Below are 26,930 nucleotides of genomic sequence, written 5' to 3' on the forward strand. Positions count from 1 at the left end.
GCCCCGCCCCACGCTTTACACCCGCTACCAGGAAGCCGGCAGCGCCTACCGGACCCACCGCGCCGAGTGCGCCCGCTGCACCGACACCAGGCACTGCCCGACCGGCCAGCCCCTCTACGAGGCCTGGGCACGCCTGCAGGACCTGTACCTCAAGCAGCTCCGTACCTAGCCGCGCCCACCACCTCTCGATCCCACCCGAGGAAAGGACCACCCCGTTGTCTCGCCGCACGCTGACGCTTCGCGACCGCCTGATCACCTACGTCACCACCCGCCTCTCCCCCGTGGACTGGCCGCACGCCGCACGCCTCACAGACCACTCGCTCGCCGCCACCGGCCTCAACGCCCAGCAGACCGGCGACACCGGCCCGGAACTGCCGGCGCGGCTGACCGCCGCCGCCCGCAAGGCGATCCGCGATCACTCCATCACCTACCTTGAGCGGCTCGCGCCGCCGCTGACTCCCTCCGAAGGTCACACGGCCTCGTGCCGACAGCCGACGCTTCCCGCCCGCTCGGGCACCGCCCGCTCGTCCTCGCCCGGACTTGACCGTCCCCGCCCCCACGACTTCCGCAGGAGTCAGTCGTGACCGACTTCCCGCAACTTCCTCCGTGCTTGTGCCCGCACTCGCCCCGCTGCCCGAGCCCCGACAGTCCCGACCGTGACGCCGCTCGAGTCCTCGCCCACCACTCCGAACAGGGCTGGAGCCTGCTGTGTGGCGGGCTCCTGCTCTTCGACGACACCGGCGAGCTTCTCCCCGACGGACGTCCCCTCCCTCCGCGGCGCCCCGCCTCGGTCTGACGGTTGATCCGCCCGCACCCAACGCTCCCACGGCGTCTGAGGACGGGCGGTGACGGGGAGCCGGACAGCCCGACTCCGCCGCCAAGCGGCGCCAACACCAGAACAGGAGCACAGGCCATGACCATGACCGGCGCCTATCTCACCGGCCCGGCCCTCACCGAGGCGGTCCACGAACTGCTCGAGCACGAGCCCGAGCTGCCGTGGCGCGGCCGGTCGGGCTACCTCAGCACCGGCGAGCAGGTCGCTCGGCATCTGGAGGCCACCCAGCGCCTGATGCGGTCCGACCCGTCGTGGGACCCGCAGATCGCCGTTCCCCACCACGGCCGAGAACTCCGCAACGCCCTCAAGAGCACCGTCGCTGACGGCCAGGGCACCGAGGACACCGCCGACCTCGCCGAACAGGTCATCGAGCTGGTCCTGCGTGTCCGTACCGGCGCGCCGATGATCTTCGTCCACCGCTGGGCCCGACACCCCCACCTCACGCTCGACATCCTGCTTGAGCACCTGGCGGCCGCCGCCGGCGTCGCCCGCGAGATCGGCCCCACGGCCAGTAACTGAGTAGCAGCCAGGCGGCGGTCGTTGAGCCGTTCTGGCGGTTGCCTGCGCCGCCCACCCCTCAGACTGCCGCATCACGGCGACCAGGGGTGGGCGGTGCAGGGGAGCCGGACAGTCCGGCCGATGGACACACCCGGAGGTAAAAGAAGTGCCCTACGACATGAGCAAGTTCGGCAACAGCCAGTGGGTGACGGCGCACCCCAACGGCGTCTACACCCACGGCTTCCTCGAGCCGATCATGACGGTGCTGGACATGCGCGGCTTCGAGCTGCACGACCTATTCCTGATCGGCCTCAACGACTCGTGCGGGACGCTCGTCCTGCCGACCGAGTCTCGCGCCGAGAACGCGGCGGTTGCGCTCGAACCAGCCTACGCCACCCGCGTCTACCACTTCGGGAGTCGGGACGGCGAGGACCTGTGGGCCACCGACTACCAGCGCCGCGCGCTGGACGGCACCACGCTGTCGTCCGTCCTCACCGACCTCACCCTCAAGGACGGCACGGTCGTCATCCGCGACGGCCGGTGGACCTCCTGAGCCGCACGGCCCCTCCACTCTGGTACCCCTTCGTCCAGTTCTTCCCCTTTCTTCCCACCCTGGAGGCGTCACAAGGACGGCCGCTGGATGCACTGATACGTCGGCCGTGCGATGCGTGACATTGACGCCGCGCCGCTGAGGGAGCCGGACACCGGGGCGAGAACCCCGGCCGCGCCAGCACCTCGCGCAGGGCGCCGCCGCGCTGCCCGCCCAGCGCCGACCACCTGCTCCATGCAGACGGCCCTCCGAGTCCCCGGCATTCAAGCTGCCGGGGCCCCAGAGGGCCTAGTCACGACCCTACCGATCGACGCCGACCCGCGGTGACCTCTTGCACGAGGCGCCGGAATGTAAAGAGAGGACATCCTGTGGCCCCCAAGACCGCCACCCGCCGCAGGCGGCAGACCGCTGCGGACGTGAAGCGCCGTGCCAACGCGCGCGCGAAGGCACTGCCGACCGTTGTTCCGGCGCAGGTCGCCGCCCTTGAGGACACCGTGCCGCTCGTGTTCGAGGAGGCCGACCCGGTCGTGGCCGACGCCGCCGACCGCGCCGCCGACCTTCGAGACCTGGCAGCCGACGATGCCGCGCGGATCCTCGCCGACGGCGAGGCCCGCGCCGCCGAGCTGCTGGACGGCGCGCGCACCGAGGCCGCCTCGATCACCGAGGCCGCCACCGCGGAGCAGTCTCGCCTGCTGACCGTCGCCGCGACGGACGCCGACCGGGTCCGCACCGAGGCCGCCGCCACGGCGGCCGCCGACGCGGAGCAGATCCGCGCCGCTGCCGAAGCGACGGCGGAGCAGCTGCTCGCCGATGCGCGCGCGGAGGCCGAAACTGTCACGGCAACGGCGGCCGGCGAGGCCGAGAAGGTCCTCGCCGACGCCAACGCGGCTGCTGAGCAGCTGCTCGCCGACGCGCGCCGCCAGGCGGACGAAGTCGCCGCCACGGCGGCCTCGCAGGCGGAGCAGGTCCGCACTGAGGCCGCTCAGGCCGCCGCGAAGGCCCTCGCCGACGCGGAGAGCGCGCGCACCGAGCTGCTCGCGGCGGCGGAGCGCACCGCGACGGAGACCCGCACCCGCGCCACCACCAACGCCGACCAGCTCCTCCAGCAGGCGCGAGGCGAGGCCGACCGGCTGCGCGAGAGCGCGGACGCCCAGGCTGCGCAGGTGACGGCCGGGGCGGAGAAGGCGGCCGCCGAGCTGCGAGAGGACGCCGCCCGCGAGCGGGAGGCCTCCCGCGCGGATGCGGCTCGTACGCGCGCGCTGGCCAGGGAGGACATCGGCCGGCTGCGGACGGCGGCGGCCGAGGACGCCGAGCGGTTGACCGGTACCGCCCGGGAGGAAGCGGACCGGATTCTGGCTGCGGCCCGCACCACGCGGGACGCGCAGCTCAAGGAAGCTGAGCAAGCCCTGGTGCAGGCCCGGCTGCGGGAAGCCGACGCGGACGTCACGTTGAAGGCCGCCGATGACATGGCGGCGGAAGCCGCCGCCCGGTTGAAGCGCGCCACCGACCGCACCGAGCAGGCACTGGAGCGCAAGCGCCTCAGGCTCCAGGCCCGCGAGGAGCGCAGGGAGGTGAAGGAGGCCCGCAGGGCCAAGGCTCGTGAGCTGCGGGCCGCGGCCCGCGCTGGCAGGCCGTCCGTGGCCGACCGTGTGAAGCAGTTCGTGAAGGTCAACGCCGAACGCCTGATGGTGATCGGACCGATCACCGCTCCGATGGCCGTCGCGTGGACGGGCCAGGCCGGGTTCGCCGAGGACATCCTCGGCTGGGTCGTCCCGTTCACGATCCTGTTCGCCGCCGCCTTTGAGCTGTCGACGGCGTTCGTGGGCTGGATGTACCACCAGGCCCGCCAGAGCGGCGACGCCGGAACCCTCTACCGGATCTCCACCTGGATCTTCGCCCTCGGGGCGGCGGTCATGAACTTCTGGCACGCCTCCGGGCAGCCGGTGGCCGGCAGCCGGGTCTGGGACGCGAAGCAGGAGATCTGGACGGAGCAGATTACCTACTGGCACTTCACCCCGAAGGCGGTGGCGTTCGCCGCTATGAGCATCGTCGGGATGGTGCTGTGGGAGCTGTACGCCTCACTGATCCACCGCCGCAAGCTCCGTGAGGACGGCAAGGTTGCCAAGGCCCGCCCGTCCATCGGGGCGGTCCGCTGGTTGCGCTACCCGGTCCACTCCTTCACCGCTTGGTCGCTGGCGATCACCGACCCGCGCTTGACCACGCTGGACCGGGCCTGGACCGCAGCCGGGGCACAGCTCGCGGACCGCAAGGCGGTCCGGACCGGTCTGGCCCTGCACCGGGTCGTCGTCCCCCGGGTCGGGGTCGACGACCACGGACCGGCCGCCATCCCCACCGTCCTCACCCTGGACCGGACGGACCGGACCGGACCGCTGGAAAGCCCCGCTCCGGTCCGCCCAGTCCAACACGACGGGTACGCGGTCCGGTCCGGTCCGGCCGACCGGAAGGCGGTCCATGGCCCGGTCCGGACCGCAGGAGCCACGGACCGGACCGGTGGACCGGTGCTCGCCCTGGAGGCTGGTCCGGCCGGACCGCACAGCACTGACCTGCCGACCGGCCCCGGTCCGGACCGGGGACGTCGGACCGCGCCCGCCGCCCAGAGCACGGCCACGTGCGGTGTGACGGTCCGGACCGCCGCCCTCGCTCGCGGACCGCAGGAGCCGGACCGCACCGGACCGGCCGACCAGAAGGCACCGGACCGCGTAAGCAGTCCCGACCGGGCCGCGACAGACGGTCCGGACTGCACGGTCATCACGCTCACGGACCTGGAGCGGACCGCGCTGGACCGGCTCCGGACCGAGGGAGAGCCGCTGAACCGGACCAACATCGCCAAGGCGGTCCGGACCGCAGGCGGCACCATCGGCACCGACCGCGCCGGAAAGATCTCCGTCGCCCTCAAGCAGCACGCGGTCCGCTGACCGGTCCGCCGTCCGCCCGGTCCGGACCGGGCGGCACCACGAACACGGCCGCCCGGAGCACTCCACCTGCCCGGCGGCCGCCTCCATTCCACCACCCCACACCACCTCAACCGAAGGACACACACATGAAGACCGCCCTCAGCCGGCTGTGGCCGCCCACCGTCGCCACAGTTTGCGCCGCGCTCATCACCGCGCGACTCACCGAATACCGGGTGCCGCTGGAACTGCTCTTCTGCACCGGCCTGGCCGTGTTCGCCGCAGTCGCTGACCTGCTGGCGCCACTGGCCTCCCGCACCCGGACGTACTCCTGTCCCACCTGCCCGCTCACCGTCCAGGTCACCAACGTCGCCGCAACAGAGGAGGCCCGGCTGCGAGAGCTGGCCACCGACCACACCGCCCACACCACCCGTTCCTGACCGGGCGTTCGTAGTCGCCCCCTGACCAGCTCGCGCTTGACGAAAGACGTCAAGGCCCCCTCGACGAGGAGCGAAGGAAGGAGCGCAATGGCATCCACGACCGTGGGGCTGGTCCCCAAGCAGGGGCCTGACACACGTACGACGAGGCCACCGGCCCCCCGCCTGGCACCGCCGGCGGTCATCCCGCCGGTCCTGGCGATCTGGGCGCCGGACCCCCCGACCTGGGGCCAGCGACTGATCCCGAAGACGGTCCGGGCTGGAATGGTTGACCTGGGCCTTTGGGTGGAGCCACGTCCGCTGAAGCCCTCGTTCCACCTGGTTCAGGTAATCCAGGTACTGGAGCGCTACGGCTGGTGTCAGTCCTTTGACTTCAGCCCCACGGGAAAGATGTGCATTCGCGGCGCCCAGACGTTCCTGGAATCCACCGGACATGTTTCAGCTATCGGTCGCAGTAAGGCCGTGAACTACCTTCAATCCGTCCTTTATCGCCAGGGCGTCGATATGATGTTCTGGGCCTGGAATGACCTTTCTAGTAACACCTTCGGAGGCGTGCGGGCGATGATCTCTCGCGCCTCCGATATTGCACGAAAGAACGGAGACTGAAATGACTCCCGAAGAGGAGGCCGCGTTCCAGGGCATTTCCCATGGAATCAACCAAGGGATGACCTTCGGGAACGTCAATCCGTACGAGGACGTCAACGCGTACGGAACCTCGGTCGTCAAGCCCCAGAAGGCCGGTCTGACGCGCCGCGGGAAGATCGCCATCGCGGTGGCCGGTGTCGCGATCGTAGGCGGCGGAACCATCTGGTGGAACGTCCACTCCGCCAGCGTGGAGGCCGACCGCAAGGAGGCCGCTGCGCTTCAGCTCCAGATGAAGAAGCTGGAACTGGAGGAATTGCGGATCCGGAACGAGGCGAAGGCGAAGGAAGACAAGGCCGACCAGGCGGCTGCCGCCGCCCGCCAGGCCCGCGTGGACCAGTGCGTGAAGGACCTCTCCGACCTCGTCGGCAAGGGGTACGGATCACCCTCGAGGGCCGACGTGATCGCGGATTGCAAGCAGCAGTACGGCGAGGGCGTGAACGGCTCCGACATGGCCGCAGCTGCCGCCGAGAAGGGCACCAACGGGGACGGCGGGGGGATCAACTCCGCCACCCTGTTGGGCCTCGTCGCCGGCGGCGCCCTGGTCATCGCGGTGGCCGCGAACAAGGGCAAGAAGACCGCCGCCTAGTCACGCAGAGTGCCTACTTACTCCTTCCCTCTCTGGCGGAGAGTGCCGCAACTGGGCCCCTGAGCCCCCTCTGCTGGCACTCTCCGCCGATCGGTAAGGAGTAGGTAACTACGGAGAGCGAGGTTTCTGTGGCGACCGATATGGCGACCCCTGCGGCCCCCGGACCGCCAGATCCGCCCGCGACACCGGCCGCCAGCGGCGGGCCGGCGCCGGTGACCGGGGCCGGAGCTACCCCCAGCTGGCTGGCTGCGATCGAGCCGGCCCGACCCACTATCGACCCCTCCGCCGCGCGGCCGACCGGCGACGATCCGGACGGTAAGACGGACGGCATCGTGGACGCGGACGGTGCCTTGGATCGATCCGCGCCCGGGGCCTTCAGCGCCGCCTACCGCGCCGACGACGACGTCGTCGGCAAGGAGTCCGACGCGGCCGGTGTGAAGCACAAGCGGAGCGTGATCAAGGAATTCGGTCTGGCCATGGCCCAGCGCTTGGCGAAGGGCGGCGGGGCCAAGAACAAGCGTCTGGATCTGGAGAGGGCCAGGGCCCAGGCGCATCAGGTCAAGGAGGCCCGGACCACCACGGTAACGAAGTCGAGCGGGCTGCCTTCCCGAACCGGCTCCGGAGGTTCTGGCAGCGGGAGAAGAAATACCGAAGGCAATAGCGGTAGAAGTTCCGGCGGGAAGACCCAGTGCAATTCAGTCGAGCACGGCTCGGGTGGCGCCGGCGGTCGCGGATCGAGCGGCGGTAGTGGCTCCCCCGGAGGCTCCGGGAGTTCTGGGAGTTCTGGCTCCGGGGGATCGGGCACTGGAAAGCAGCAGGCCAGCGGCGGTAAGGATCACAAGAACAACAGCGCCAGTGGTAAGGGTGCGTCCGGCTCGGGCGGATCGACTGGCGCATCCGGAGCGTCCGGAAAGAACACCGGCTCCTCCGACTCCGGAAAGGGGCCCGGAAAGAGCTCGAAGGACAACGATGCTGGTGCCAGCGGCGGTGGTCCCGGGAAGCCGGGTGCAGCTGGCAAGGACGGAAAGGCCGGCAGAGCTGGCTTGTCCGGCTCCGGCGGCGGATCCGGCACCAGCTCGGGCGCCGGTAGGAAGGGCTCGAAGGCCGGCCACAGCCAGGACGGAGTCGACCGCCGCACGCCGTTGGAGAAGTCCCGAGACATCGGCCACGGCGACGGAGGCGCGATCCGCACCGGCATCGACCACGTCAAGGCATACGCGAAGGGCGCCAAAGACGGATGGGACCACAAGAAGGCGGAGAACGCGAAGGAACACGCGCGCCTGGACAAGGCCCGTGACGACCACCGTGAGCAGCAGGCCGCCAAGGACGGCCAGGTGAAGCCGGTCGGCGGCAAGACGGAGGACAAGGCGAAGCCGGCCCTGACCACCGCGACCACGGGCGACGGCCGGGCCGTCGTCATCACGACCGACGAGGGAGACGACGGAGTGAGCACCGACGTAAAGCCGCTGATGGTGAAGGACATCGACGCCAACACCCTGACTCTGGGCACCGACGGCGCCCGCGGGTCGGTCAGCCGGAAGGAGCTGCGGAACTTCAAGCAGTACGAGCGGAAGCTGGAGGCGAAGGAGACCCATCTGATCAAGATCGCGGAGGCGTGCAAGCAGCTGGAGAAGGCTGCGGAGAAGGAAGCCGAAGACTGCCAGAAGCTGAGGGAGCAGGCCAAGAGCGTCGAGGGCGGGGAGAAGGTCGCGGGGAAGCTGTCCAGGCTGGTGGAGGCGGCGAAGACCCAGGCGACGGAGGCCGCCGAGCTCCACAAGCGGGCGAAGCGCGCCGCGGAGATGTGCAAGGTCGTGCGGACCAACATCGACACCCGCTACGCCCCGCTGTACAAGGCCGTCGTGGACTCCGACGAGACGAAGCCGGCGGAACTTCGCTTCTACAACGACAAGGGCTCCTACGCCGCCGCGGCGTAGCCCAGGGACGGAGACCCGATCATGGCGGAACTGACGTACAAGGCCCTCGTGGCGAAGGTCGGGGCCAAGGAGAAGGCCCTGGCCCGCAACGCGGAGTCCGTGAAGAAGGCCGCAGACCACATCAAGGAGCTGGCCGACGACACCGTGACCGACGCGCAGGCCCTGGCCGCGAAGTCGGTCGACCCCGACTCCCGCTCCGAATGCCAGGAGCTGGCGAAAGTCATCCGGGGCGTGTCGGAGGGCGCGATCCACTACGCGGCGAAGGCCCACGACACCGCGAAGGCCGCTGCCGCAGCCGGCGACCAGGCCCGCACCACCCACGCCGGCTTCCAGGAAGCCTTCGACCGCTCGGACGTGACCGACCTGGAAAGGGTCTCCAGAGACTGGTTCGAGCAGGAGTAGCCGAACACCACCCACCACGCGCGCCCGTACCGGAACCCACTCCGGTACGGGCGCGCGTCTGCTGATCAACCGGATTCAGGAGGAGAACCCCCGATGTCTACGACCCTTCAGGCCGTGCCGAACGCCCAGCCGGCGGAGCGCGCCGCGGCCATCGCCCAGGTAGTCCTCCCCATCGGAGCCGGCCTCCTGGCCCCCGCGCTCGACCCGACCGCAGCCGCAGCGGCCGGCGCCGGCTACCTGGCCGGTGCGACCTTCGCCGGCGCCAACTACATGAACCGCCTGGGCCGCTGGGCGAACGCACTCCCCGGAATCGACATCGCCCGCGCGCACCGCGACACCATGGGCATCTCCACGATCACCACAGGAATGTCCCTGGCGCTGGGCTTGGCCGAGGGTTGGGAGGGCATCGACATGCTGATGGCCGGCGCCCTCAACCCCGTCTCCGTTCCCGGGATCCTGTCACTGGGCTGGTGGGCCGCGATCGGCCTGACCGGGTTCCGGCTGCGCCGCGTCTTCGGCACACACAAGGTGACCGTCCAGCAGCCGGCACCGGCCACAGCAGCGAACACCAAAGCACCGCCCCCGCGCACCCCGGCGGAGAAGATCATGGCCGCCTGGGAGCGGACGATCTCCCACCCCGACAAGGGCCAGCACCGCCACCAGGTCCTGACCGACGTCACGGTGTACATGACGCACTGGACCGGGCGGATCATCGCGCCCGCCGGCGCGTCCGTAAACGTCACGAAGGAGGCCGTCTCCAGCGTCTACCGCGTGAACCCCGCCTGGATCACGATCCGGCACGGCGACCACGCCGGCGAAGCGCTGATCACCGTCTCCTACATCCAGCCCGCGGAGCTGGACCCCAACACCCTTCAGGGCGCATGGGAGCGCGTGAAGAAGCGCGTCCTTCCCAAGACCCACCTGGCCAAGGTGGAACAGGACCCCAACACGAAGGGCCAGTCCGCCCTCGTGGAGGCCGACGACGACCTGGACGCGCTCCCCCGCACCGTGGACCTGGGCGCGTTGGCCGGCGCGCTCCGCCGCTCCATCGACCTCGTCTCCTACGAGCCGAAGCGCAACCCCCGCCAGGCGATCGTCCGCGTGATGGACTCCAACCCCCTGGAGGCCGGCCACCCCTTCGAGGGCCTGGAATCGCTGAAGGCGACCCCAGGCGGCTGGGTCAACGTCGGGAAGATCGTCTCCGGCTATCCCGCGCGCCTGCAGCTGTTCGACCCGAAGCTCGGCGCCCTCCACATCGTCGTGGCGGGAACCACCGGCTCCGGCAAGGGCGGCGGCCTCCAGATCATTTCGCTGGCCTACCACGCCAACGGCATGGCGCAGATCTACGCGGACCCCAAGGGAGCGTCCAACCCCGCGATTCCGCGGATGGCGGCGTACTCCGGCCTGGGCAGCTACGACGCGCTGGGCGCCATGCGCCTGTCCTGGTGGGTCCTTCAGCACCGGATCGAGGAGGCCGCGCGCCTGGAGCTGAAGAACTTCCAACCGTCGAAGCTGCGGCCGTACTGCGCCACGATCCTGGACGAGGCCGCCCAGAAGCTGGGCCCCGGGGTCGTCAACCGCAAGGAGGCCGTAAAGATCGTCAAGGACGGCGCCAGCCTGGGCCGCTCCCTAGGCCTGCCCTGGGTCCTGGCGAATCAGACCGTGAACCTGGACCAGATCGGCGGAGAGCAAGCAATCCGCGCCAACCTCCTGGCCGGCGGAACGTGGATCATCCTTCGCACCGACAGTGACCAGGTGAACCTGGGCGACCTCCCCGACGGCTTCGAAGGCCTAGACCCCTCCCTGATCCCTGCGGTGTGGGTCGACGAGGACGACTCGCTGATCTACGACCCGAGCGTGGAGGAGAGCGACCCCCGCCGTACCTTCGGCCTGGGATACGTCGCGGCCCCGGGCGGGCGCGCCGGCATGATGCGCTTCCACACCCTCGAGGACGCCACCCCGTACATCCGGCCCGACCAGATCGCGGCGCCCCTTGACGTCCCGTGGTGGGGCGACGAAGCCGAGATGGAGGAGCGCGCCAATACCCCCATCCCCGGCTTCGAGGAAAAGGGTGAAGGCGGCGAAGACGGCCCGGAAACAGGGGAGGCGGGGACCAGCTTCGCCGGCGTCGACCTCCCGAAGCCGAAGGAGCGCACCGCAGCGGAGAGGATCCTGCACGCACTCCGCGACGAGTCCGACCCCCTGTATGTCGACGCCCTGGACGAGGGCGACGAGATCGACCCCGCGGACATCGACTATGTCGACCGTGGCCAGCTCCTCGCGGCCACCGGCCTGAAGGAATCGACCTTCGCCAACAACCTGAAGACCCTGGAGGCCGCAGGGAAGATCCACCGGGTCACAGAGGGGAAGTCCTCGAAGGTCGCCCTGGGGCCAGCGCCGACCGCCAAGAACGACCAGGACGCGTGACCGCTGCCACACGCGGCACGAGGCCGCCGGACAGGACTGGACACGCCGCCTGGCCGCCAACACCGCGCAGGACATCGCCGCCCGCGAGGGCTTCGACCAGACAGCGATCGACTACGCCCGCCTCCGCGCCGCCAACCTCGCCACCGCCGCTCACATCCAGGACCGGCGGCCGAACGCGTACCTGCTCGACGCGCTGCGCGGCGTCCTGCTCGACAACCCCGCCGTGCCCACGGCCAGCGTCAGCTGACCGCACGGTCTCGCCGCCGGTGTCTTGAACGGGGTCTAGCGGCCCCACCGGCGCTCGAACGCTTGGCGGAGCCACTTCTCACCGTTTTCGTGGGGCCAGAACAAGCTCTGGCACAAGTTCCGTGCAGCGGTGACATAGCGTCACGCAAGGAGGACTCGCTTGCGGAGGAGGGGGAAGCCAGCACGGCCGAACATCTGCCGCTTGAGCATCTTGATCCGGTTGACTGTGCCTTCCACTGGCCCTGAGTTCCAGTGCGTGGTCAACCCGGCCGTGACCGCGTCGAAGTCGCTCTCCAAGTGATCGGCGAAGGTACTGATACCAGGCAGTCGGGCTTGCGATGCGTCTGTGATCCACTCGGGCAGGCGATGGCCGTCGAGCATGGTGAGTATCTCGGCGAACGAGCTGATCAGCTCTGCCGCGGCCTCCAGCTCCGGGCATCGGGCGAGTACTGCCTTGCGGTGCAGCTTCTCTTCTTCAGTGAGGGTGGCGGGGTGCCGGGTAAGCCATCCGGTGACCTGCCGAGTGGACGGCGGTGCAGGCGGAGGCGGCGCTCCTTCGAGCACGGGGAGTTCTCTCCGAGCCCATTCGACCAGGGTGGTGTAGCCACCGCGGTAGCCGCGTTCGATGATCTCGTTGTGCAGCTCGCGGATGGTCACACGGCCGTTCGTCTCAGCCCAGCGCCTACCCAGGCAGGAGCTGAACGGGTCGAGCTTACTGGGCCGTGGCGCGCGGCCTTTGACCATGTCCTGCCAGCGAGCGACACGGGCATAGCGCTGGACGGTGTGCCGTCCCCAGCCCAAGTGGCGGGCGATCTCTCGCAGGCCCATGCCCTGACTGATCAGCTGGTGCACGAGCGCGTGATGGGCTTGGGCCCGCTCGGCGAACCGGCCGGACGGCTCGTCGTCCGCCGCCTCTTCCGGGGTCTCCCAGTCCGGCTCGGGCTCAGGGGTGGCCGGCGGCACGTCCTTGAGACACAGCCGGTGGGCGGCGACGGTCTTCTCGGCTCCTACCGTGAGGTTGCGCCACAGGTGGTAGCGGTCGGCGACCTGCATGGCCTGCGGCGCTGCGGTGCTGGCCGCTTCGGCGTAGGCACCGGAACGGTCCCGGCAGACGACCTCGATCCCAGGATGTCGCGCCAGCCACGGCGCCAACGTCGCCGCGTCGCGCTCGGGTAGAAGGTCGAGGACCTGGTGGGACACGGCGTCGATCACGACGGTGCCGTAGTGGTGTCCCTTGCGCAGGGCGAAGTCGTCCACGCCCACTGCCCTCGGCTGGCCCGACGGTGGATCGGCCAGGTCCATCACACGACGAAGGAGCGTGCTGCGGCTGACGCCGATCCCCATGAGCTTCGCGAGCCTGGCCCCAGCCCGGCCGGCCAGCGCCAGGCCGATGGCTCCCATTGCCGAACGCAGCCGCTCGGTGGCCTGCCCGCGTCGACGCGTCAGCCCGGGCACCTGCTCGACGAACGTCCGCCGCAGGCAAGAAGGGAGGACGCACCGGAACCGGCGGACGCGCAAGACCAACACCGCGCGTCGCCCACCGCTGGGCAGATCCGCCGGAAACCGCAGGTAGGAGCTGTGGACTCGCTCCGACCAGTCGCCGCAGTCCGGACACGCCGCGCCCGCCGCCGTGCAACGGGCCTCGACACGTATCGCTTCGCCCGCCGTCGCGACGGACACGACCGCCACATCGGCGATCGACGGGAACAGTATCTCCTGCAACTGGGACAGCATCTGGCTCACGGCAACCGAATGTCAGTCAGACCAGCCGACCGAGGAGCGAAATCAAGGCGACTTCCACACCCTCCGCAACACGCTCAACGACTACAGCCTGTCACCGCTGCACGGAACTTGTGCCAGAGCCCAGAACAACCCGTCGGAGACACCCGGACACCTCACCCACCCCGGGTGCGGTGTCCGGCGACGGGGCCGGGCCGTCAGCCGCCCGCCACGACAGAAACAGGAGACCACCGTGCACCAGCCCACCACCGCAGCCCTCCCCGACGCCTACCGCCCGGCGCCCTCGATCCCGAGGCTAATCACCGAGATCACTCAGGAGACGTTCTGGGCCCGCTACGCCATCGTTCGCGGCGACAGCGACTTTCATCCCGAGTACGCCGCGCAGCGCGAGCGGACCGCGCTGCTGCTGCGCGCCGTGATCGCTGACCTGTTCGCGCTGCAGAGCCCGGGCGATGATCGGGCGGCTCTGGACGCTGTCCAGGCCGCGCTCGCCGTGCGACGTGCTGACCACCTGCCGCCGTGCGAGCCAGAGTCCGCCCGGCAGTGGCTGCGCACGGAATACCACGAGTACGAGATGTCCGAGGCGCCGCACCCGCCGAACTGCCCCGGCGGCTGCGGCGGCACCGGGGAGGTGAGGTTGGCCACCCTCACCTACAGCGCCGAAGGCGTGCCGCTGCACGAGGAGCCCGTCGGCTGTGACCGCGGTGAGCCGAAGGACCCTCATTCCTCCGACTGCCGATGCGGAGGCAGCGGCGAGTACTGGGAAGGCAGCGAGCGGAACGTCTGCTCGGCCTACCTTCCCGAGACTGACGACCCGTGGAGCACGATGTCGAAGCCGCCGGCCGCAGCGTTCCCCGGCGATGCCCCTTTCTAGACGCCCCCAGGACCCCAAGCCCTGTCCGGAGTGGGCCGCAGACGCCGCCGGCGGCCCACTCAGCCCGTCCCTTCCTGCCTCGCCGACACGGGCGTGAGCTGCTGGGTGAACCGGCCCGACGACCTAGCTGGGCCGACCAGCCAAGGTTCTGATACCAGCCGGGTGTGCCCAGTGGCCCGCCGGCAGCAACAACACGGAGACCCAACACCCATGACCTCCATAGCCCGCTCTCCCGACATCGACAAGAACCTGGACGCCGCCTGCGCCTCGGTCGCCAGCGAGATCAGCCGCACGGACGGCAAAGCATCGTTACTCCTCGCCTTCAACGGCGCCGCCCTCGCGGGCCTCACGTCCGTCGCCGACAAGGACCTGCCCCTCTTCACCAAGGTGGCTGGCGCGACAGCCGTCCTCGCCCTGGGGACAGCCGCCGTGCTGCTCCTCCTGGTCGTACGGCCCCGCCTCAGCGGCGCCGACCGCTCCTCCTTCCCGTACTGGGCACGCCTAGACGAAGACGAGATCCGTGCCTGCATGAACAGCGACACCCGAGCCGCCCGCATCCGGGTCCTGTCCACCCTCGCCGTAAGGAAGTTCCTCCACCTTCGGCGGGCGGTCGACCTCTCGCTCGCCGCCCTCGTCCTGCTCGCGCTGGCCGCCGCCGGCCTCACGCTGTAACCGGGGGCCGCGCCCCGCGCCGGCTCACGGATCTGGAAGCGCAGTACGCGAACGCGTCCCGCGCGTGAGTTGTCCGCCGACGCTCACCAACAACCAGAACCCACCGCGCCCCAACCACACCGCCGGGCGCCGACTGCCACGCCAGGAAGGAAACCCACGCATGAACATCACGATCACGAACACGTACGGCACCGCGCATAACATCAGCGACACCAACCCAGCTCACGTCACGAGCTGCGACTACTACCGACTGCCCCTCGTCGGCACCATCACCCCCGGACACACCCCCGGCTACGAGGACATGGTCGAGATGCTCAGGGACAACGGCCACGACACCCGCCCCGAGGGATACGGCCTGATCTTCCTGGAGTCCGAAGAGTTCAGCGCCACGTACTTCGGGTCGATCGAGCAGATCGAGCAGTACAAGCGCGAGAACGCCGACGGCAAGGCGACCTTCGACGCCTCCCAGGGCGTCATGTACGCCAAGTGGCCCCACGGAAAGGGCTGGGACAACTTCCTCCCCCGCGTCTTCTGGAACCAGGCACAGCGCGGCGCGATCGCGGACGGCATCGGCCTCGTCACCGCCTTCGCGCACACCGAGATCCCAGGCGCCGAGGTCATCGTCTACGAACTCGAAGGCACGTGGCGCCCCGGCGGCGAGCCGGCGCAACTGGTCACCTACCACTGCACCGCCTGCCACATGGACACGTTCCACGACTGCGGGCACGTCCACGAGAACACCGGCCCCGATAGCCGCCGCTGGGCCGCTCGCCAGGCCCGCCAGCACATCATCAGCGCCCACCGGCACGGCGTCGGCGACACCAACAGCGCCTGCCGCCCCAACAACGGCGAGATGCTCCGCGTCGTGAACGCAGTCGCCCGCGACATGTGGGGCACCACGAGCAACGCCCTGCCGGACACCGACGACGCGTACTGCGCCACCAAGGGTCCCTGCTCGATCATCCGCGAACTCCGTGCCGGAGTCCGGCCGCCCGTCTACGGCGCCTGACTGCCAATTCGCGGCCCGGCACAAGCGTCTGATGGCTGCTGGCCGGCGTCCTAGGGATCCGCTGCCCAGACACAACCTTGCCGCTCCGACCTCACCGAACGGCAGACGCTGCGCTGCTCGCCTCGCGCAAGTTATCCCTCGACCTCCTCTGAAGGGACACCAACGGTGAAGCTCACCATCGATCACGCCGACGGCTCGGCGAACATCAGCCAAGCCGCCAGCAAGGACTGCAAGGCCCAACCCAGTGCAACCACGACGAGCGGCCAGCTCCCCGTTCCGCACCCGGGCGCAGTGCTGTCGCTGGAGCAGATCAGCGTGGAGGGCGTGTACTACGGAGGCGTCCGTGTCGCCACCTGCGAGGACGGCGACCCGCTGCTGGCGATCGGCACCCACGATCTGCGCCTCGCAATCGCCGCCTGGTCCCGCTACTCGAGGGAGTTCCTCGGCGAGAACCTCCGGGACCACCTCACGCTGTGCCCCACCAACTGCCGCGACACCTGGTGTACCCGGTACGGCTGCCAGACCCTGACCAACATGACCGACCGGATCTGGGCGGTCTTCCAGATTCCAGATCCGACCGCCGGCCCCAATCCGGAGTGTGAGTGGCTGTACACCGAGGCGACCGCCGCTACGCCCGGCGCCATCCCGGTAGTCCGCGTGTGACCACACGGTCAGAAGCGGCGGTTCAACCCCCGCAGCACCATCGACGCCAGCCAGACGTGGAGCCGCCCGCCGACCATCGGCGGGCGGCTCCCTCACGTCTCCCGTCCCGTGAAACCCCATCCCTGACCACACAAAGAAGCCCATGGCATACCACCACGACGCCGACCTCACGTTCACCGACCTCTTCTGCGGTGCGGGAGGCTCTTCAACCGGCCTCGTCGAAGCCGGATACACGCTGCGCCTCGCCGCAAACCACGACCCGGTCAGCATCCAAACCCACGCCGCGAACCACCCGACCGCCGACCACTGGATCGCCGACATCAACGCGATCGACAAGCGACGCCTGCCCCGCACCCGCATCCTGTGGGCGTCCCCGATCTGCACCGAAGTCAGCCCCGCCGGCGGCCGCCGCCGCACCCACGGCCAGACCGTCCTCGACCTGGACGGCATCGCGAAGCCCGCCACGTTCGAGCGGACCCGCGCGACCGCCCTGGACATCATCGCCGCCGCCGAGATCCACCGCTACGACATCATCCTGTGCGAGAACGTCATCGAGTTCGCCCTCGACTGGGAACTGTTCGGCTGGTGGCTGTCCGGCCTGAGCATCCTCGGCTACGAGCACCAGATCGTCTGCGCCTCCTCCGCACATCTGGGAGGCGTCAACAACCCGCTCGCCCCCCAGCATCGAGACAGGCTTTACATCGTCTTCCGCCGACGGGAAATCCCTCCGCTCAACCTCGACGTCCGCCCCGAGGCCCTGTGCCCCGAATGCGGACCCGTGCGCGCCATCCAAGTCTGGCGCAACCCGCGACGCCGCAAGATCGGCAAATGGGGCGTGCAGTACGACTACCGCTGCCCCAACCAGACCTGCGGCCGCCTGATCCTCACTCCAACGACCCGACCCGTTTCCGAGGTCATCGACTGGGACCTCCCCGGCAATCGAGTCGGCGACGGCCGGCCCAACCGCAAGAAGTACACCCCCTACGCCCCCACCACCCGCGCCCGGATCGCTGTCGGCCTCCAACGCTTCGGCAGCAACCCCCACATCGCCGTCCTCCGCCGCAACGGCACCGCCGTCCCCGTCACCGCCCCCGTACCCGCAATCTCCGCCCAAGGACGCCACCACGCCCTGATCGTCCCCATCGGCCGCACCGCCGCCGTCCGCACCACAAACGAACCGCTGACCACCGTCGCCACCAAACCCCACCACTCCCTCGTCCGACCCGCACCCAGCGTGGACGAGTGCACGCTCCGCATGCTCACCACCACCGAGCTGATGTCCGCCCAGCGCTTCCCCGAGACCTACATCGTCCACGGCAACCAAGCGGAGCAGATCCTCCAGGCCGGGAACGCCGTCAGCGTCAACGCTGCCCGCTGGCTCGGCGAACGCGTGAAAGCAGCGCTGTGAAGGACGAGCCCTTCGCCCCCAGACAGCGCCTGACACCGTCCACCTCCCAGCACCTGTGAGAAGCCCGGCCGGGGAACGAGCTCGCTCCGAGGCAAACTGCCGCGGCACCCACCCACGTCTCCGTCGCTTCACCTACATGCTCGCGAGCATCGCTCGTGCCACCCGTCTCACGCAGGCCGGACCTGCCCGACTGTCAGACCTCTGCCCTACCTTCTCAACCCCCTCAACGGAGGAATCATGCGAAACCAGCCTCATGACACGTACATCAGCGCCGTTTCCGACGCTCTGACCGAAGCCGGCCTGACCCCGGCCGACTGGTGGACCGAAGACACCGAGACACGCGGCACCTACTGCTACCTCAACGCCGTCATCACCCTCGACCCCAGCAACACCCACGACCTTGACCACGACGAGATCCCCACCGACGCGGCATGGCCCCACGGTCTCCTCCTGCTCTGGGAGTGGCACACCGGCATCGAAGCCGAACTGGGAGAGCCTGAGCGCGGTCCCATCTGGCAATTCGCTGAGGTCAAGGCCGACGGCTCCACCGAGTACCCGACTCCCCTGCCGGTGTACGGCTACGCGAGCCCGGCCGCCGTGGTGAAGGTCGCCCGCATGGTCATCGACCGCAGCATCACGCCCGTGTCGGCCTTCCACGCCAGCCTGTCGAACTCGATTGGGGAGCTGATCGGCGACTCCTGGAATCGGGCCGACGAACTGGCCGCCGCGTGTGCGCAGTGGAGCGCCCGAGAAGCCATCTGACGCGTCACATGGCCCGGGGCTTCATTACGCCGTAATGAAGCCCCGGGCTCGAGCTGATTGGCAGTGGCTGCCGCTCCGTGCCTATGCGGCCCAGAAGCCAACCGTCGACCTCGCCGACGTGCACGCCGCGCGCACTGCCGGGTGATCAACCGGGGCCTCCCGGCGCCCCCCGACGACGACACCGCCGCGCACATCGTGCGCAGCCGCCTGCAGAGTAGGCGCCCCTACGGCCCCTCGGCACACCTGGTGCACTTGACCGACTTCCTCGAGGACCGCGTCGACCTCCAGCGAGACGACGACTTCGTCAAGCAGGCGATGTTCGAGATCGTGCGGACCTAGGGCCACCTCTTCAAGGCCGCGCCCGCGTACAGCGGCGACACCGGCACCCAGGTTCCTGGTCCAGCCGTATCCGGCCCGCAAGTATCCGCCACACACAGACCGTCGCCCCGGCCGAATCGGCCCGGAGCGAGGCGCTTCACGGGGCGACCGCAGCATCGGCAAGAGGCCGACCGCCCCGCTCTCCGTTCACCCGTGTCGAGATCAGGAGAACTTCAGCATGCATCGTCCCGGCGCCTTCGCCGCCCTGCTCGGACTGACCCGTGCCGCCAGCGCGATCGGCGACTTCTGGGTGCAGAGCGACTTCTGTGCCCGCGTGAAGGGCGCCTCCGACGACCACCCGGTCACCTACGAGGACCCGGTCACCGAGAAGAAGACGGTCTACGGCACGGCCGACGGCCGTAAGGCGTGCCTGGAGCACTGCCTTACCTACACGGCCACGCAGGCGATCATCGCCGGGATCGGCGCCCGCGCGCTCGGCATCCGGGTCCACCCGGCCGCCGCCGCGGCCGCCCTCACCCTCTCGTTCGGCACCCACTACGCCGCGGACCGGCGCGTCCCGGGCGAGGGCCTGCTGGAGAAGCTCGCCACCAAGACCGGCAAGGCCGGCTTTTACCAGCTCGCCGACTTCGGCATGAACGGGGCCTTCCACCTCGACAGCGCCTGGCACCACGGCTGGGAGACGGTCGCCGCCCTGATCGCTACCACTGGCGCGAAGACTCGGTGATCAGCCGCACCCGCCCCTCCCGCGCCGCCCGGCCGGGCACGACGAACCGCGTTCCTGAGACGAACCGCGTTCCTGACCCGCTCCGAATCGGCCGGCTGGCGGCCGCCCTTCCCCTCCTGAACGCCACCGCCGCGCTGCTCGCCCCGCTGCGCCGCCGCTTCACCCAGGCCGATGCCGCCGAGATGCGCGCCGCGGCCGAGTCCCGCGCGGCCGAGTCCTGCGGCGTCGCCGTGCCGAGCGACCTGAGGGAGGCGCTCGACCAGGTCGCCGCGGCCTCCGAGGAGGACGCCGTGCACCGCGCAACCCAGGCCGCCTACCGCTTCGAACTCAGCAATGGGCTGCTGACCAACCCCGGCCGGTGGCGCGGCTTGACAGCGGCAGGCCCGGCTTCCCGCGCACGCTGGTGCGGGAAGCCGGGCCTGCTTGCGTTCTCCGGCGAAGAACACGAGGGCTGCCCGGGTGCTTCCTCGTTTCGTGTTTCCCGCGGGAAACACCTCGCGCTGCCGGATGTCAGGAACCCCAGCACCCGGCCAAGGGCCACCCGTTACGCCATCATCGTCCTGGCGCTGACCGCGCCTTCGAGTTCCGGCGCTGGCGGCGAAGGAAGCGGAGAGGGGGCGAGCACCGCTCGGTGCTCGCCCCCTCTCCGTGTTTCCGGCAGGAAACATTGACGGATCAGGCTGAGCGCTGAGGGAAGCCGAGCGCGCTGGCGACCTTGTTGTACTCCTGGGCGGGCATGCTGTTCGGCGCCAAGATCGGAACCGGGCACTCGTCCCTGTAGATCTTCGGGACTTCACCGGACCAGTGGACGAGCGGGAGCAGGACGTCGGCGTACGTCTCCTGGATTTCGCTGAGGGTCCGGCGGTGCTCCGCCGTCCCGAAGGAGGAGTTGGGCGCGCAGCAGACGAGGACGTGCCGCATCTTGGGCTGGATGCCCTTGACTGCGTACTTCCGCAGGTCCCTGATCTCCTGGAGCTTCTTCTCGAGGCGGACCAGTGCGCCGCCCTCCTTGAAGGTGCACAGGATCGGTGGGACGACTTCTCCGTCGACGTTCTTGTCGAGGGCGACGAACGCGGTGACGGTGGCGCGACCGTAGGTGGCGGGGCAGTCGATGAGGACGGCGTCCCACTGTCCGTCCATGTCGGCCAGGCCGTCGCGGATCCAGTAGGAGTCGGCGTACTTGGGGTCGTTGAGAAGCCGCTCGGTTTCGTCGACATCGGGGTCTTCGGCGTTGCCGGGCACGATGAAGACGTTATCGATGGGCTCGTACGCGGCGTCCGGATCTTCGGGATCGATGTCGTCCGCCAGGTAGCGGGCTTGAACGACCGCGTCCTGAAGCTCGACTTCCTCCTTCATCACGTCTGTGATGCTCCGCTGCCCGGTGCGGAACCTGCTGTACCCGAGGACCTGGCTTGAGTTGCACTGGGGGTCCAGGTCGATGACGAGGACCTTGTAGCCGCGGGAACCGAGGATCGCGGCGAGGCTGGTGCAAGAGCTCGTCTTGGCCGTGCCTCCGGCCTTCAGAGCGAAGACCAGGACACGTGTCTTGTCGAGGATCCTGGTGCGGGCTTCATGAGCCGTGCTGGGTGTCATGGAGTATCTCCGGGAAGAAGGGGAGCGGTCACTGTGCCTCGGAGGAGACCAACCCGAGGAGCTCCTGCTCGTGCTCGGTCGGCTCGTACGCGACGGCCTTGTTGGTGATGAGGAACTGCAGATGGGCCCGAGCGCGGTCGTCCCAGTGCGGGTCCTGGCGAGTGGTGTGCAACTCGTTTGCGGCCAGGGCAATGGCAAAGGCAGCCCGACGCTTCAGCGTAGCGTCTTCGCTCGCTGCAACCTCAACGAAGTACATGGAGGGCCGCTCAGTACTCGGCCCCTTCCCCAGCTCGCGCAGCCAGGAGTGAGCGAGAGCAGCTGCGTCCTGCCACTCAAGTTGGTTCAGGACGGCGTTGATCAGCATTACTGACAAGTCTGGGGCGCTGGCGTACCTCTCCTGGGCAAGCAGCAACCGACACGCGAGCCCACGACGCTGCGACGCCTCTTCAGCCGCCGTGACCTGGTCACGCTCCGTCTGCTTCTCCCGCTCATCCACGCCCGTGCCCGACGCACGCTCCTGCCGTTGCCGCTCCTGGCTGTCGCCCTCGCCTGTGCTCTGGTGCGGAATCGAGGTGTCTGTGCCAGCCGCGGAGCCGTCCTGATCGGGCTGGATCGGGTCCTCTGCTGCGTTGGTGCCGTGTTTCTCGTGGGAAACATCGGCAGCGCGCTGCTGGTTGCCGCCTTCGTCGCGCTGAGGCTTCGTGGGCTTCTCGATCTTCTTGTTTCTCGTGGGAAACACGGTCGCCTGCACCTTGAGGCGGCTCTTCGCAGCGTCTGCTGTGATGCCCTCGTCTCGCATCCAGCCGTAAGCCTGTAGCTGTAGCTCATGCGCGGCCGCAGTGTCGTTGCTCTTGTCCGAGTCCCTGATCGTCGCCAGCGTGTAGCCGTCGCTGTGCGACATCCTGCGCTCGTGGATCTCGGTCTGGATCTCTTGTGGCAACACCAGGAGGCTCAAGAACTTGCTGACCGTGCCGCGGTTGCCGTAGCCGGAGCGCTCCGCGATCTGCTCGCCGGTCATGCCTCGTTTGCGTAGCAGATCAAGCTGGAGGGCCTGCTCGATGGGGGAGAGATCGTCACGGTCGTTGTTCTCGGAGATCAGGTTCTCCTCGACCGTGCGGTCTTTGGCCCACTGATCCCGCAGGATCAGCAGCATCGGCTTCCCTGCAGCGAGTGCGGCCGCATGCCGCCGGTGGCCGGGGCCAAGGATGTAGGTGCGCTCCGGGTACAGGACTTGGTCGGCCCACTCCGGGTACTGCTCCATGAACAGCTCGGTGTGCATGGCGGCGCCGGGCGTGTGGACGCCCTGCCGTTTCACACTGTCGATCATCTCGTCCATGTTCCGTAGCGCAAGCCGGCGGTTCATGGGGTTGGGACCGATGTCGGTCGGAGGATGCTCGAAGAGTTCGCCGTCCTCCGGCTCCAGGTGGTGAATGCCCGAAGGGCTGCCAGCGGTCGGTTCTGGGGTGTCGACACCGACCTCGTGACGCGCGTTGTTCAGCTTCCCGGCCCCCTTGTTCCTCTTGGGTTTACGGCGCGCTGGCGGCATGGAGATCCTCCCGGGTGGTGCTGACTGTCGCACCGCACCCTAGCGGCACGTCGCCTAGCGCGTACCGCACCGGCGCCGAAAAGGGTCCAGCCTGCCGGCGGTGTCGGGTAGGGGCCGGAGCCACGGCATTGGCTCCGGCCCCTACCCGATACGCGGGTGCTGGCTGTCAGTCGGTGTCCTCGTGCGGTTCGAGCAGCGCGAAGTAGGTCGCGCGCTGCTCGTCGGTCAGTTCTCCGTCGAGGGAGAGCGCCGAGCGCAGCGCGCGCAGGGTGCTCGCCGCCGGCGCCGACCACGTCTTGTGGGCCTGCCGCTGGATCTCCCCGATGGTGGCGTACGCCTCGGCGGGAAAGCATCGGATGTACCAGTCCAGTGTCTTGGCCACCGACGGCGTCAGGTTGAGATGCCACCAGTGCTCCGGCCCGTCGTCCGCGTCGTCCGCGTCGTCGGCGAACATCTCGACGGACTCGGCGAAGTCGAACAGCACTGCGGCCCGCACGGTCCGCCCCAGGTGCTCGGTGGGGACGATCTCGTCCAGACTGATCGCCACCGACCAGGCCAGCGCGTCCGCAACCTCAGCCACGGACTCCTTGTTGCGCTGCCGTAGCACCCACCGCTTGCGCACGTCGGGCCGGTCGAACAGCGTGTGGTGGAAGTCGACGGCGAACCGGTCGCGTACCTCGACTGCCCCGGGCGAGAGGCTGTCAGGGTCGCCGGCGGACATGGCGGACTTGACGCCCTCGTAGGAGCGCTGGCGCGCCTCCACCCAGTCCTCCGCCACGGCCCGGGCCCACTGGTCGCGGCCGCCGACGGTGGCCTGCGGCAGCGGCACCTCGGAGTTGCCGCGCGAGATGTAGGCCCGCAGCGTCGAGGCGGTGATGCCGCCAAGCTCCGCCATCTCCGGGGCGCCGATCAGCTGGGCGCCGGTCAGCTCCGGGCTGGAGACGTCGACCACGCACCGCCCCAGCTCCAGCACACCGTCCCGCGCCTGGCGGTGCTGCGCCCACAGCGCCAAGTGGTCGAGCCAATTATCCGGCCGCGCGGCGTCCGGGTCGAAGGTGGCCACCTTGCCCACGTACGCCTTCGCCGGGTCGGCCCGGCCGTCGAGCACGTCCGCGACGCTGACGGTGACGGCCATGCGGGCCTTGCGCCGCTCGAACTCCTCCTCGACCGGATTCCAGACTTGCCCGGGCCGGTACCACGTCTGGCCGTTCCACCAGTAGCCGCCAGCCCGGAACAGCAGCGGCTCGCCGTCCCACTGGGTGTGCAGGGAGGAGGTGTCGCCGTCGCGCAGGAGCAGCACGGTCCGGCCGAGCTCGGGGTGGTGGCGCACCGCCCAGCCGAGGCTGTGGTCGAGCGGGTCGGTGGTGAAGGCGCGCCAGCCGCCGGCGGCGCGGTTCTTGTCGAAGCGGCCCCACGTGTCCGGGCCCTTGTTGCGGCCGACGGCCTCGATGGCCTCGGGGCCTTCGTCGAGTGGGAGGTGGGAGTCGTCGACGAACGGGAGGCCCGGCACCGGGTGGTCGGTGCGCAGGCCGTTGGCGAGCGGACGAACGTGACTCACGGCTGATTCCTCATTTCACCCTAAGTGCTGCATGCTTGTGCAGCACTTAGATTCTCTCCTTGTGCATGCCCTCCAAGCCTCGTCGGGCAGCGAGATTCGGCCAACTTGCCATCGCAGTCCGGGATTCGTGGACGGGACGTGATCACATCGAATAGCTCGCGCTTCTTATCCGAAGCCACAGAACGGAACGTGACGGCCGGTCACCCGGACGTCGGGCACGAGAGGGACGCTGCATGACCGCCACCGAGCCACTGCGCTACGTCGTCGATATCACCCAGGACGACGTGGACGCGCTCACCGGCTTCCTCATGGACGTGCTCAACGGCCCCTCCCTGCAGGTGGGCACCGAGGAGTACCGCACCAACGCCGCCTTGCGCACCCTCGTGCCCGGCTTCGCCGGCAGCCTCAGCTACGAGTTCGGCGACAAGATCGTGGCCGAGGCGCAGCAGGACGACCGCAAGAGGCTGCGCCGCCTCCTGAACATCCGCGGCACCTGGAACCTGCTTGCCGTCGTCGCCGCCTGTTGGGCGGACGTCGACGGGTTCGTCACGGAGCGCTGGCACGCGGTCCGCTTCCACGACGCCGAGGACGAAGAAGGGTTCCGCCGGTGGGAGGAGAAGGAGCAGGCATCGACGGCTGAATCCGTGGCCTTCGTCTCCGAGTACCGCATTCCCGGGCCGCGCCGGGGCGCGCAGGCTGTCGGCGAGTACGTCGTTGCTCGCGACCCCGAGAACGATGACCGCTGGGCCGTCTTCGAGGGGGCCGCGCAGGCCCGCCACTGGGACGGCAGCGCCTGGCAGCACGCCCGCTTCACCGGAACCAGTCCCTACCTGTTCAGTCGGACGACCGCCCTGGCCATGGCTCGTCAGCACGCCGCCGGCGGCAGGGAGGCCCCGGCCCGGAGGGGGACCGGTGACGGACCTGCTCGACGGCGGCTGCCGGCGACCTCATCGAGCTGGCCAGCGACCCGGCGCCGCTAGACCGACGGCAGCCGAACGTCAGGCGCTCATCGAGACGTGGGCCGAACGCCACGGCGTCAACGCGCCGCGCGCCCTCAAGTGACGCTGCACGTTGGGCAGGCGGTGCCACGGCTGGGGTCGTAGCGCCGTCCGCACGCGCAGGTCGGCCAATCCGAGCAGGCCGGGCACTGTGTGTACGGATCGGCGACGGGGACGCCGCAGGTGCCACCGCGGCCTTCGCACTCCCGCAGCGGTGGCCGGTGCGCCAACGCCTCGGCGGTAGTGCGGGCCGCCGGCGCAGGCCCGGGTGCTCGAGCCGCATCGCGGTAGAACGCCTCCCGCTGCGGCTCCTCCTCGCCGTCGCGTTCTTGGGCACGCCTCGCGAGACAGGCGGGGCACGGCCGGTCCGGGTCGCCCGGCACCCAGCCGTCGTCGCACCGGGCGGGGCAGGCCGGCGGACTGATCAACGCCAGCGCGACATCGTCGGGCCCGTAGCCGTCCTGTGTGTCGGTGGCCTTCCGCGACAGGGGCCGGGAAGCCCAGCCGCCCCACCACCGCCGCTCGACCCGAGCGGCCAGCTGCGCGACGGTGTACTGCTGGAGCTGCACCCGAATGGAGCTGACGGCGGCGGGCGGCGCCGTCCCACCGCACGCCGACAGCAGTTTGGGTGGGAAAGCGGCCAGCACCGCGCGAACCGGGTCCGCACTCCGCTCGCCCTCCCGGCAGGCATCGCACAGATCGTTCCCCCACGAACGGGGGAAGAAGGCCCGCGACCACTGCGAAGCGCCGCCCCGTCCGCTCCTTGGCTCCTTGATCTCGACCTCGCCCACAGGGCGTACCGGCAGCGGAGCCCGGCACGACCAGCACACTCCCTGACATGCCAGGCACGTGCCGCCCTTGGGGGAGGGGGCACGGCACTCGGGGCATTCCCGGCGGCACGGCGCACACAGGTGATCCTCCGGATGCGGCCATGGCAGTCGCCGCTCTTCGCCTTGGCAGCGGACGCACAGGTTCAAGTCGACGGCCGTCGCGGTGGACAGAATCGGCTGCCCCGGGCAGCTGTCACACCGCACGACGATCCGGTTCCGCTGGTACCGCAAACTCAACGTGCGCTCCCCGGTGCCCGCCTTCGACGCCACGAACACGGCCAGTGTTCCACGCAGCACGCCCCGAAGAGGGTTGGCGAGGCTCCGGCGAGGAGTCTTCGCCGAACTCCGGCGAGACGCCCCTATCTGCCTGGATACTGATAGCCAGTCAGGAGGGACATGCGTGGAAGATCATCTGGATAGCACTGACGACATCCCCACTCCGTGGCCGGGCCTCACCGAGCTGGCAGAGATCAGCCACCGGCGGAAGATCGGCGTCGTCGCTCAGCGAGGAAGTCGGGAAGCCCGCGTGGGGCGCGACGTCGCCGTCCACGCGGCCCGCGCTGGCATCCCCACCCTCCTCTACACCGGCTACCCGCCCCACAAGATCCCCGAGTACCTGGTGGTTGACGAAACACCCCGCCCCACCGCCAGCCAGGTCACCGCCGCAGCACAGCGCCGAATCGACGGGCAGCCAACGCAGCTTGTGGTCATCGAGCGCTACGAACGCCTCGCCCCCGAACCG

General features: G+C 69.5%; 26 protein-coding genes. 22 read left to right on the forward strand and 4 right to left on the reverse strand.

Annotation, left to right across the window (positions count from 1 at the left end; all coding sequences use genetic code 11):
• Positions 1–215: 215 nt before the first annotated feature.
• The 11 genes from FNX44_RS05325 (at position 216) to FNX44_RS05370 (ending at position 11,226) form a co-directional block, all read left to right on the forward strand.
• A complete protein-coding gene (locus tag FNX44_RS05325) occupies positions 216–584 on the forward strand; it encodes a hypothetical protein (protein WP_143646785.1) in 369 nt (122 codons plus the stop codon).
• A gap of 26 nt (positions 585–610) precedes the next feature.
• Positions 611–796 carry a DUF5999 family protein gene (locus FNX44_RS28775; RefSeq protein ID WP_143646807.1) on the forward strand — a complete coding sequence of 62 codons (186 nt, stop codon included), beginning with the start codon at positions 611–613 and terminating at the stop codon, positions 794–796.
• 117 nt (positions 797–913) lie between these two features.
• Entirely contained in the window at positions 914–1,354 is a 441-nt protein-coding gene (locus FNX44_RS05330) for a hypothetical protein (RefSeq protein WP_143646786.1), read from the forward strand.
• A 157-nt stretch (positions 1,355–1,511) separates the two neighbouring features.
• The gene (locus FNX44_RS05335; RefSeq protein WP_143646787.1) at positions 1,512–1,886 is read left to right on the forward strand and encodes a hypothetical protein; all 375 of its coding nucleotides are present in this window, start codon (positions 1,512–1,514) and stop codon (positions 1,884–1,886) included.
• A gap of 365 nt (positions 1,887–2,251) precedes the next feature.
• Positions 2,252–4,819 carry a hypothetical protein gene (locus tag FNX44_RS05340; protein WP_143646788.1) on the forward strand — a complete coding sequence of 856 codons (2,568 nt, stop codon included), beginning with the start codon at positions 2,252–2,254 and terminating at the stop codon, positions 4,817–4,819.
• A gap of 125 nt (positions 4,820–4,944) precedes the next feature.
• On the forward strand, positions 4,945–5,235 hold the full coding sequence (locus FNX44_RS05345; protein ID WP_143646789.1) for a hypothetical protein: 291 nt from the start codon (positions 4,945–4,947) through the stop codon (positions 5,233–5,235).
• 87 nt (positions 5,236–5,322) lie between these two features.
• Entirely contained in the window at positions 5,323–5,838 is a 516-nt protein-coding gene (locus FNX44_RS05350; RefSeq protein ID WP_228449674.1) for a DUF6197 family protein, read from the forward strand.
• Position 5,839: 1 nt separating this feature from the next.
• Complete coding sequence (locus tag FNX44_RS05355) at positions 5,840–6,463, forward strand: hypothetical protein (protein WP_228449675.1); 624 nt, start codon at positions 5,840–5,842, stop codon at positions 6,461–6,463.
• A gap of 1,043 nt (positions 6,464–7,506) precedes the next feature.
• Positions 7,507–8,397 carry a hypothetical protein gene (locus FNX44_RS28780; RefSeq protein ID WP_228449676.1) on the forward strand — a complete coding sequence of 297 codons (891 nt, stop codon included), beginning with the start codon at positions 7,507–7,509 and terminating at the stop codon, positions 8,395–8,397.
• A 21-nt stretch (positions 8,398–8,418) separates the two neighbouring features.
• Entirely contained in the window at positions 8,419–8,799 is a 381-nt protein-coding gene (locus FNX44_RS05365; RefSeq protein ID WP_143646791.1) for a hypothetical protein, read from the forward strand.
• Between the two features lie 93 nt (positions 8,800–8,892).
• Positions 8,893–11,226 carry a hypothetical protein gene (locus FNX44_RS05370; RefSeq protein WP_143646792.1) on the forward strand — a complete coding sequence of 778 codons (2,334 nt, stop codon included), beginning with the start codon at positions 8,893–8,895 and terminating at the stop codon, positions 11,224–11,226.
• Between the two features lie 387 nt (positions 11,227–11,613).
• Here FNX44_RS05370 and FNX44_RS05375 read toward each other — a convergent pair whose 3' ends face one another.
• Positions 11,614–13,215, reverse strand: coding sequence for an ISL3 family transposase (locus tag FNX44_RS05375; RefSeq protein WP_143646793.1), 1,602 nt, complete (start codon positions 13,213–13,215; stop codon positions 11,614–11,616).
• Between the two features lie 229 nt (positions 13,216–13,444).
• Between FNX44_RS05375 and FNX44_RS05380 the strand changes: the two genes are divergently transcribed.
• The 9 genes from FNX44_RS05380 to FNX44_RS05420 all read left to right on the forward strand — a co-directional run bounded on the left by FNX44_RS05380 (position 13,445) and on the right by FNX44_RS05420 (position 20,334).
• On the forward strand, positions 13,445–14,086 hold the full coding sequence (locus FNX44_RS05380) for a hypothetical protein (RefSeq protein WP_143646794.1): 642 nt from the start codon (positions 13,445–13,447) through the stop codon (positions 14,084–14,086).
• A 210-nt stretch (positions 14,087–14,296) separates the two neighbouring features.
• Positions 14,297–14,758, forward strand: a complete 462-nt coding sequence (locus tag FNX44_RS05385) for a Pycsar system effector family protein (protein WP_143646795.1) — start codon at positions 14,297–14,299, stop codon at positions 14,756–14,758.
• A gap of 160 nt (positions 14,759–14,918) precedes the next feature.
• The gene (locus FNX44_RS05390) at positions 14,919–15,767 is read left to right on the forward strand and encodes a hypothetical protein (RefSeq protein ID WP_143646796.1); all 849 of its coding nucleotides are present in this window, start codon (positions 14,919–14,921) and stop codon (positions 15,765–15,767) included.
• A 165-nt stretch (positions 15,768–15,932) separates the two neighbouring features.
• Positions 15,933–16,430 carry a hypothetical protein gene (locus FNX44_RS05395; RefSeq protein ID WP_143646797.1) on the forward strand — a complete coding sequence of 166 codons (498 nt, stop codon included), beginning with the start codon at positions 15,933–15,935 and terminating at the stop codon, positions 16,428–16,430.
• 142 nt (positions 16,431–16,572) lie between these two features.
• A complete protein-coding gene (locus FNX44_RS05400) occupies positions 16,573–17,838 on the forward strand; it encodes a DNA cytosine methyltransferase (RefSeq protein WP_143646798.1) in 1,266 nt (421 codons plus the stop codon).
• A 237-nt stretch (positions 17,839–18,075) separates the two neighbouring features.
• Positions 18,076–18,600: a hypothetical protein gene (locus FNX44_RS05405; RefSeq protein ID WP_143646799.1), complete on the forward strand. Its 525-nt coding sequence runs from the start codon at positions 18,076–18,078 to the stop codon at positions 18,598–18,600.
• A gap of 141 nt (positions 18,601–18,741) precedes the next feature.
• Positions 18,742–18,939 carry a hypothetical protein gene (locus FNX44_RS05410; protein ID WP_153506889.1) on the forward strand — a complete coding sequence of 66 codons (198 nt, stop codon included), beginning with the start codon at positions 18,742–18,744 and terminating at the stop codon, positions 18,937–18,939.
• 217 nt (positions 18,940–19,156) lie between these two features.
• Positions 19,157–19,663, forward strand: coding sequence for a hypothetical protein (locus FNX44_RS05415; protein WP_143646800.1), 507 nt, complete (start codon positions 19,157–19,159; stop codon positions 19,661–19,663).
• Positions 19,660–20,334 (forward strand): hypothetical protein, encoded by a 675-nt coding sequence (locus FNX44_RS05420; protein ID WP_143646801.1) that lies wholly within the window; start codon positions 19,660–19,662, stop codon positions 20,332–20,334. Before FNX44_RS05415 ends, FNX44_RS05420 begins: the two co-directional genes overlap by 4 nt.
• 4 nt (positions 20,335–20,338) lie before the next feature.
• On the opposite strand, the gene FNX44_RS05425 is transcribed toward FNX44_RS05420, so the two are convergent.
• The 3 genes from FNX44_RS05425 to FNX44_RS05435 form a co-directional block, all read right to left on the reverse strand.
• Entirely contained in the window at positions 20,339–21,256 is a 918-nt protein-coding gene (locus FNX44_RS05425) for a ParA family protein (protein ID WP_143646802.1), read from the reverse strand.
• 28 nt (positions 21,257–21,284) lie between these two features.
• Complete coding sequence (locus tag FNX44_RS05430; protein ID WP_143646803.1) at positions 21,285–22,802, reverse strand: ParB/RepB/Spo0J family partition protein; 1,518 nt, start codon at positions 22,800–22,802, stop codon at positions 21,285–21,287.
• 166 nt (positions 22,803–22,968) lie between these two features.
• Complete coding sequence (locus FNX44_RS05435) at positions 22,969–24,360, reverse strand: hypothetical protein (protein ID WP_143646804.1); 1,392 nt, start codon at positions 24,358–24,360, stop codon at positions 22,969–22,971.
• A 233-nt stretch (positions 24,361–24,593) separates the two neighbouring features.
• On the opposite strand from FNX44_RS05435, the gene FNX44_RS05440 reads away from it, so the two are divergent.
• Positions 24,594–25,340 carry a hypothetical protein gene (locus FNX44_RS05440; protein WP_143646805.1) on the forward strand — a complete coding sequence of 249 codons (747 nt, stop codon included), beginning with the start codon at positions 24,594–24,596 and terminating at the stop codon, positions 25,338–25,340.
• 1,248 nt (positions 25,341–26,588) lie between these two features.
• Positions 26,589–26,930: hypothetical protein (locus tag FNX44_RS05445; protein ID WP_143646806.1), on the forward strand; the 342-nt coding region annotated here is incomplete at its 3' end.

This window comes from Streptomyces alkaliterrae (assembly GCF_007097205.2).
GTDB lineage: Bacteria > Actinomycetota > Actinomycetes > Streptomycetales > Streptomycetaceae > Streptomyces > Streptomyces alkaliterrae.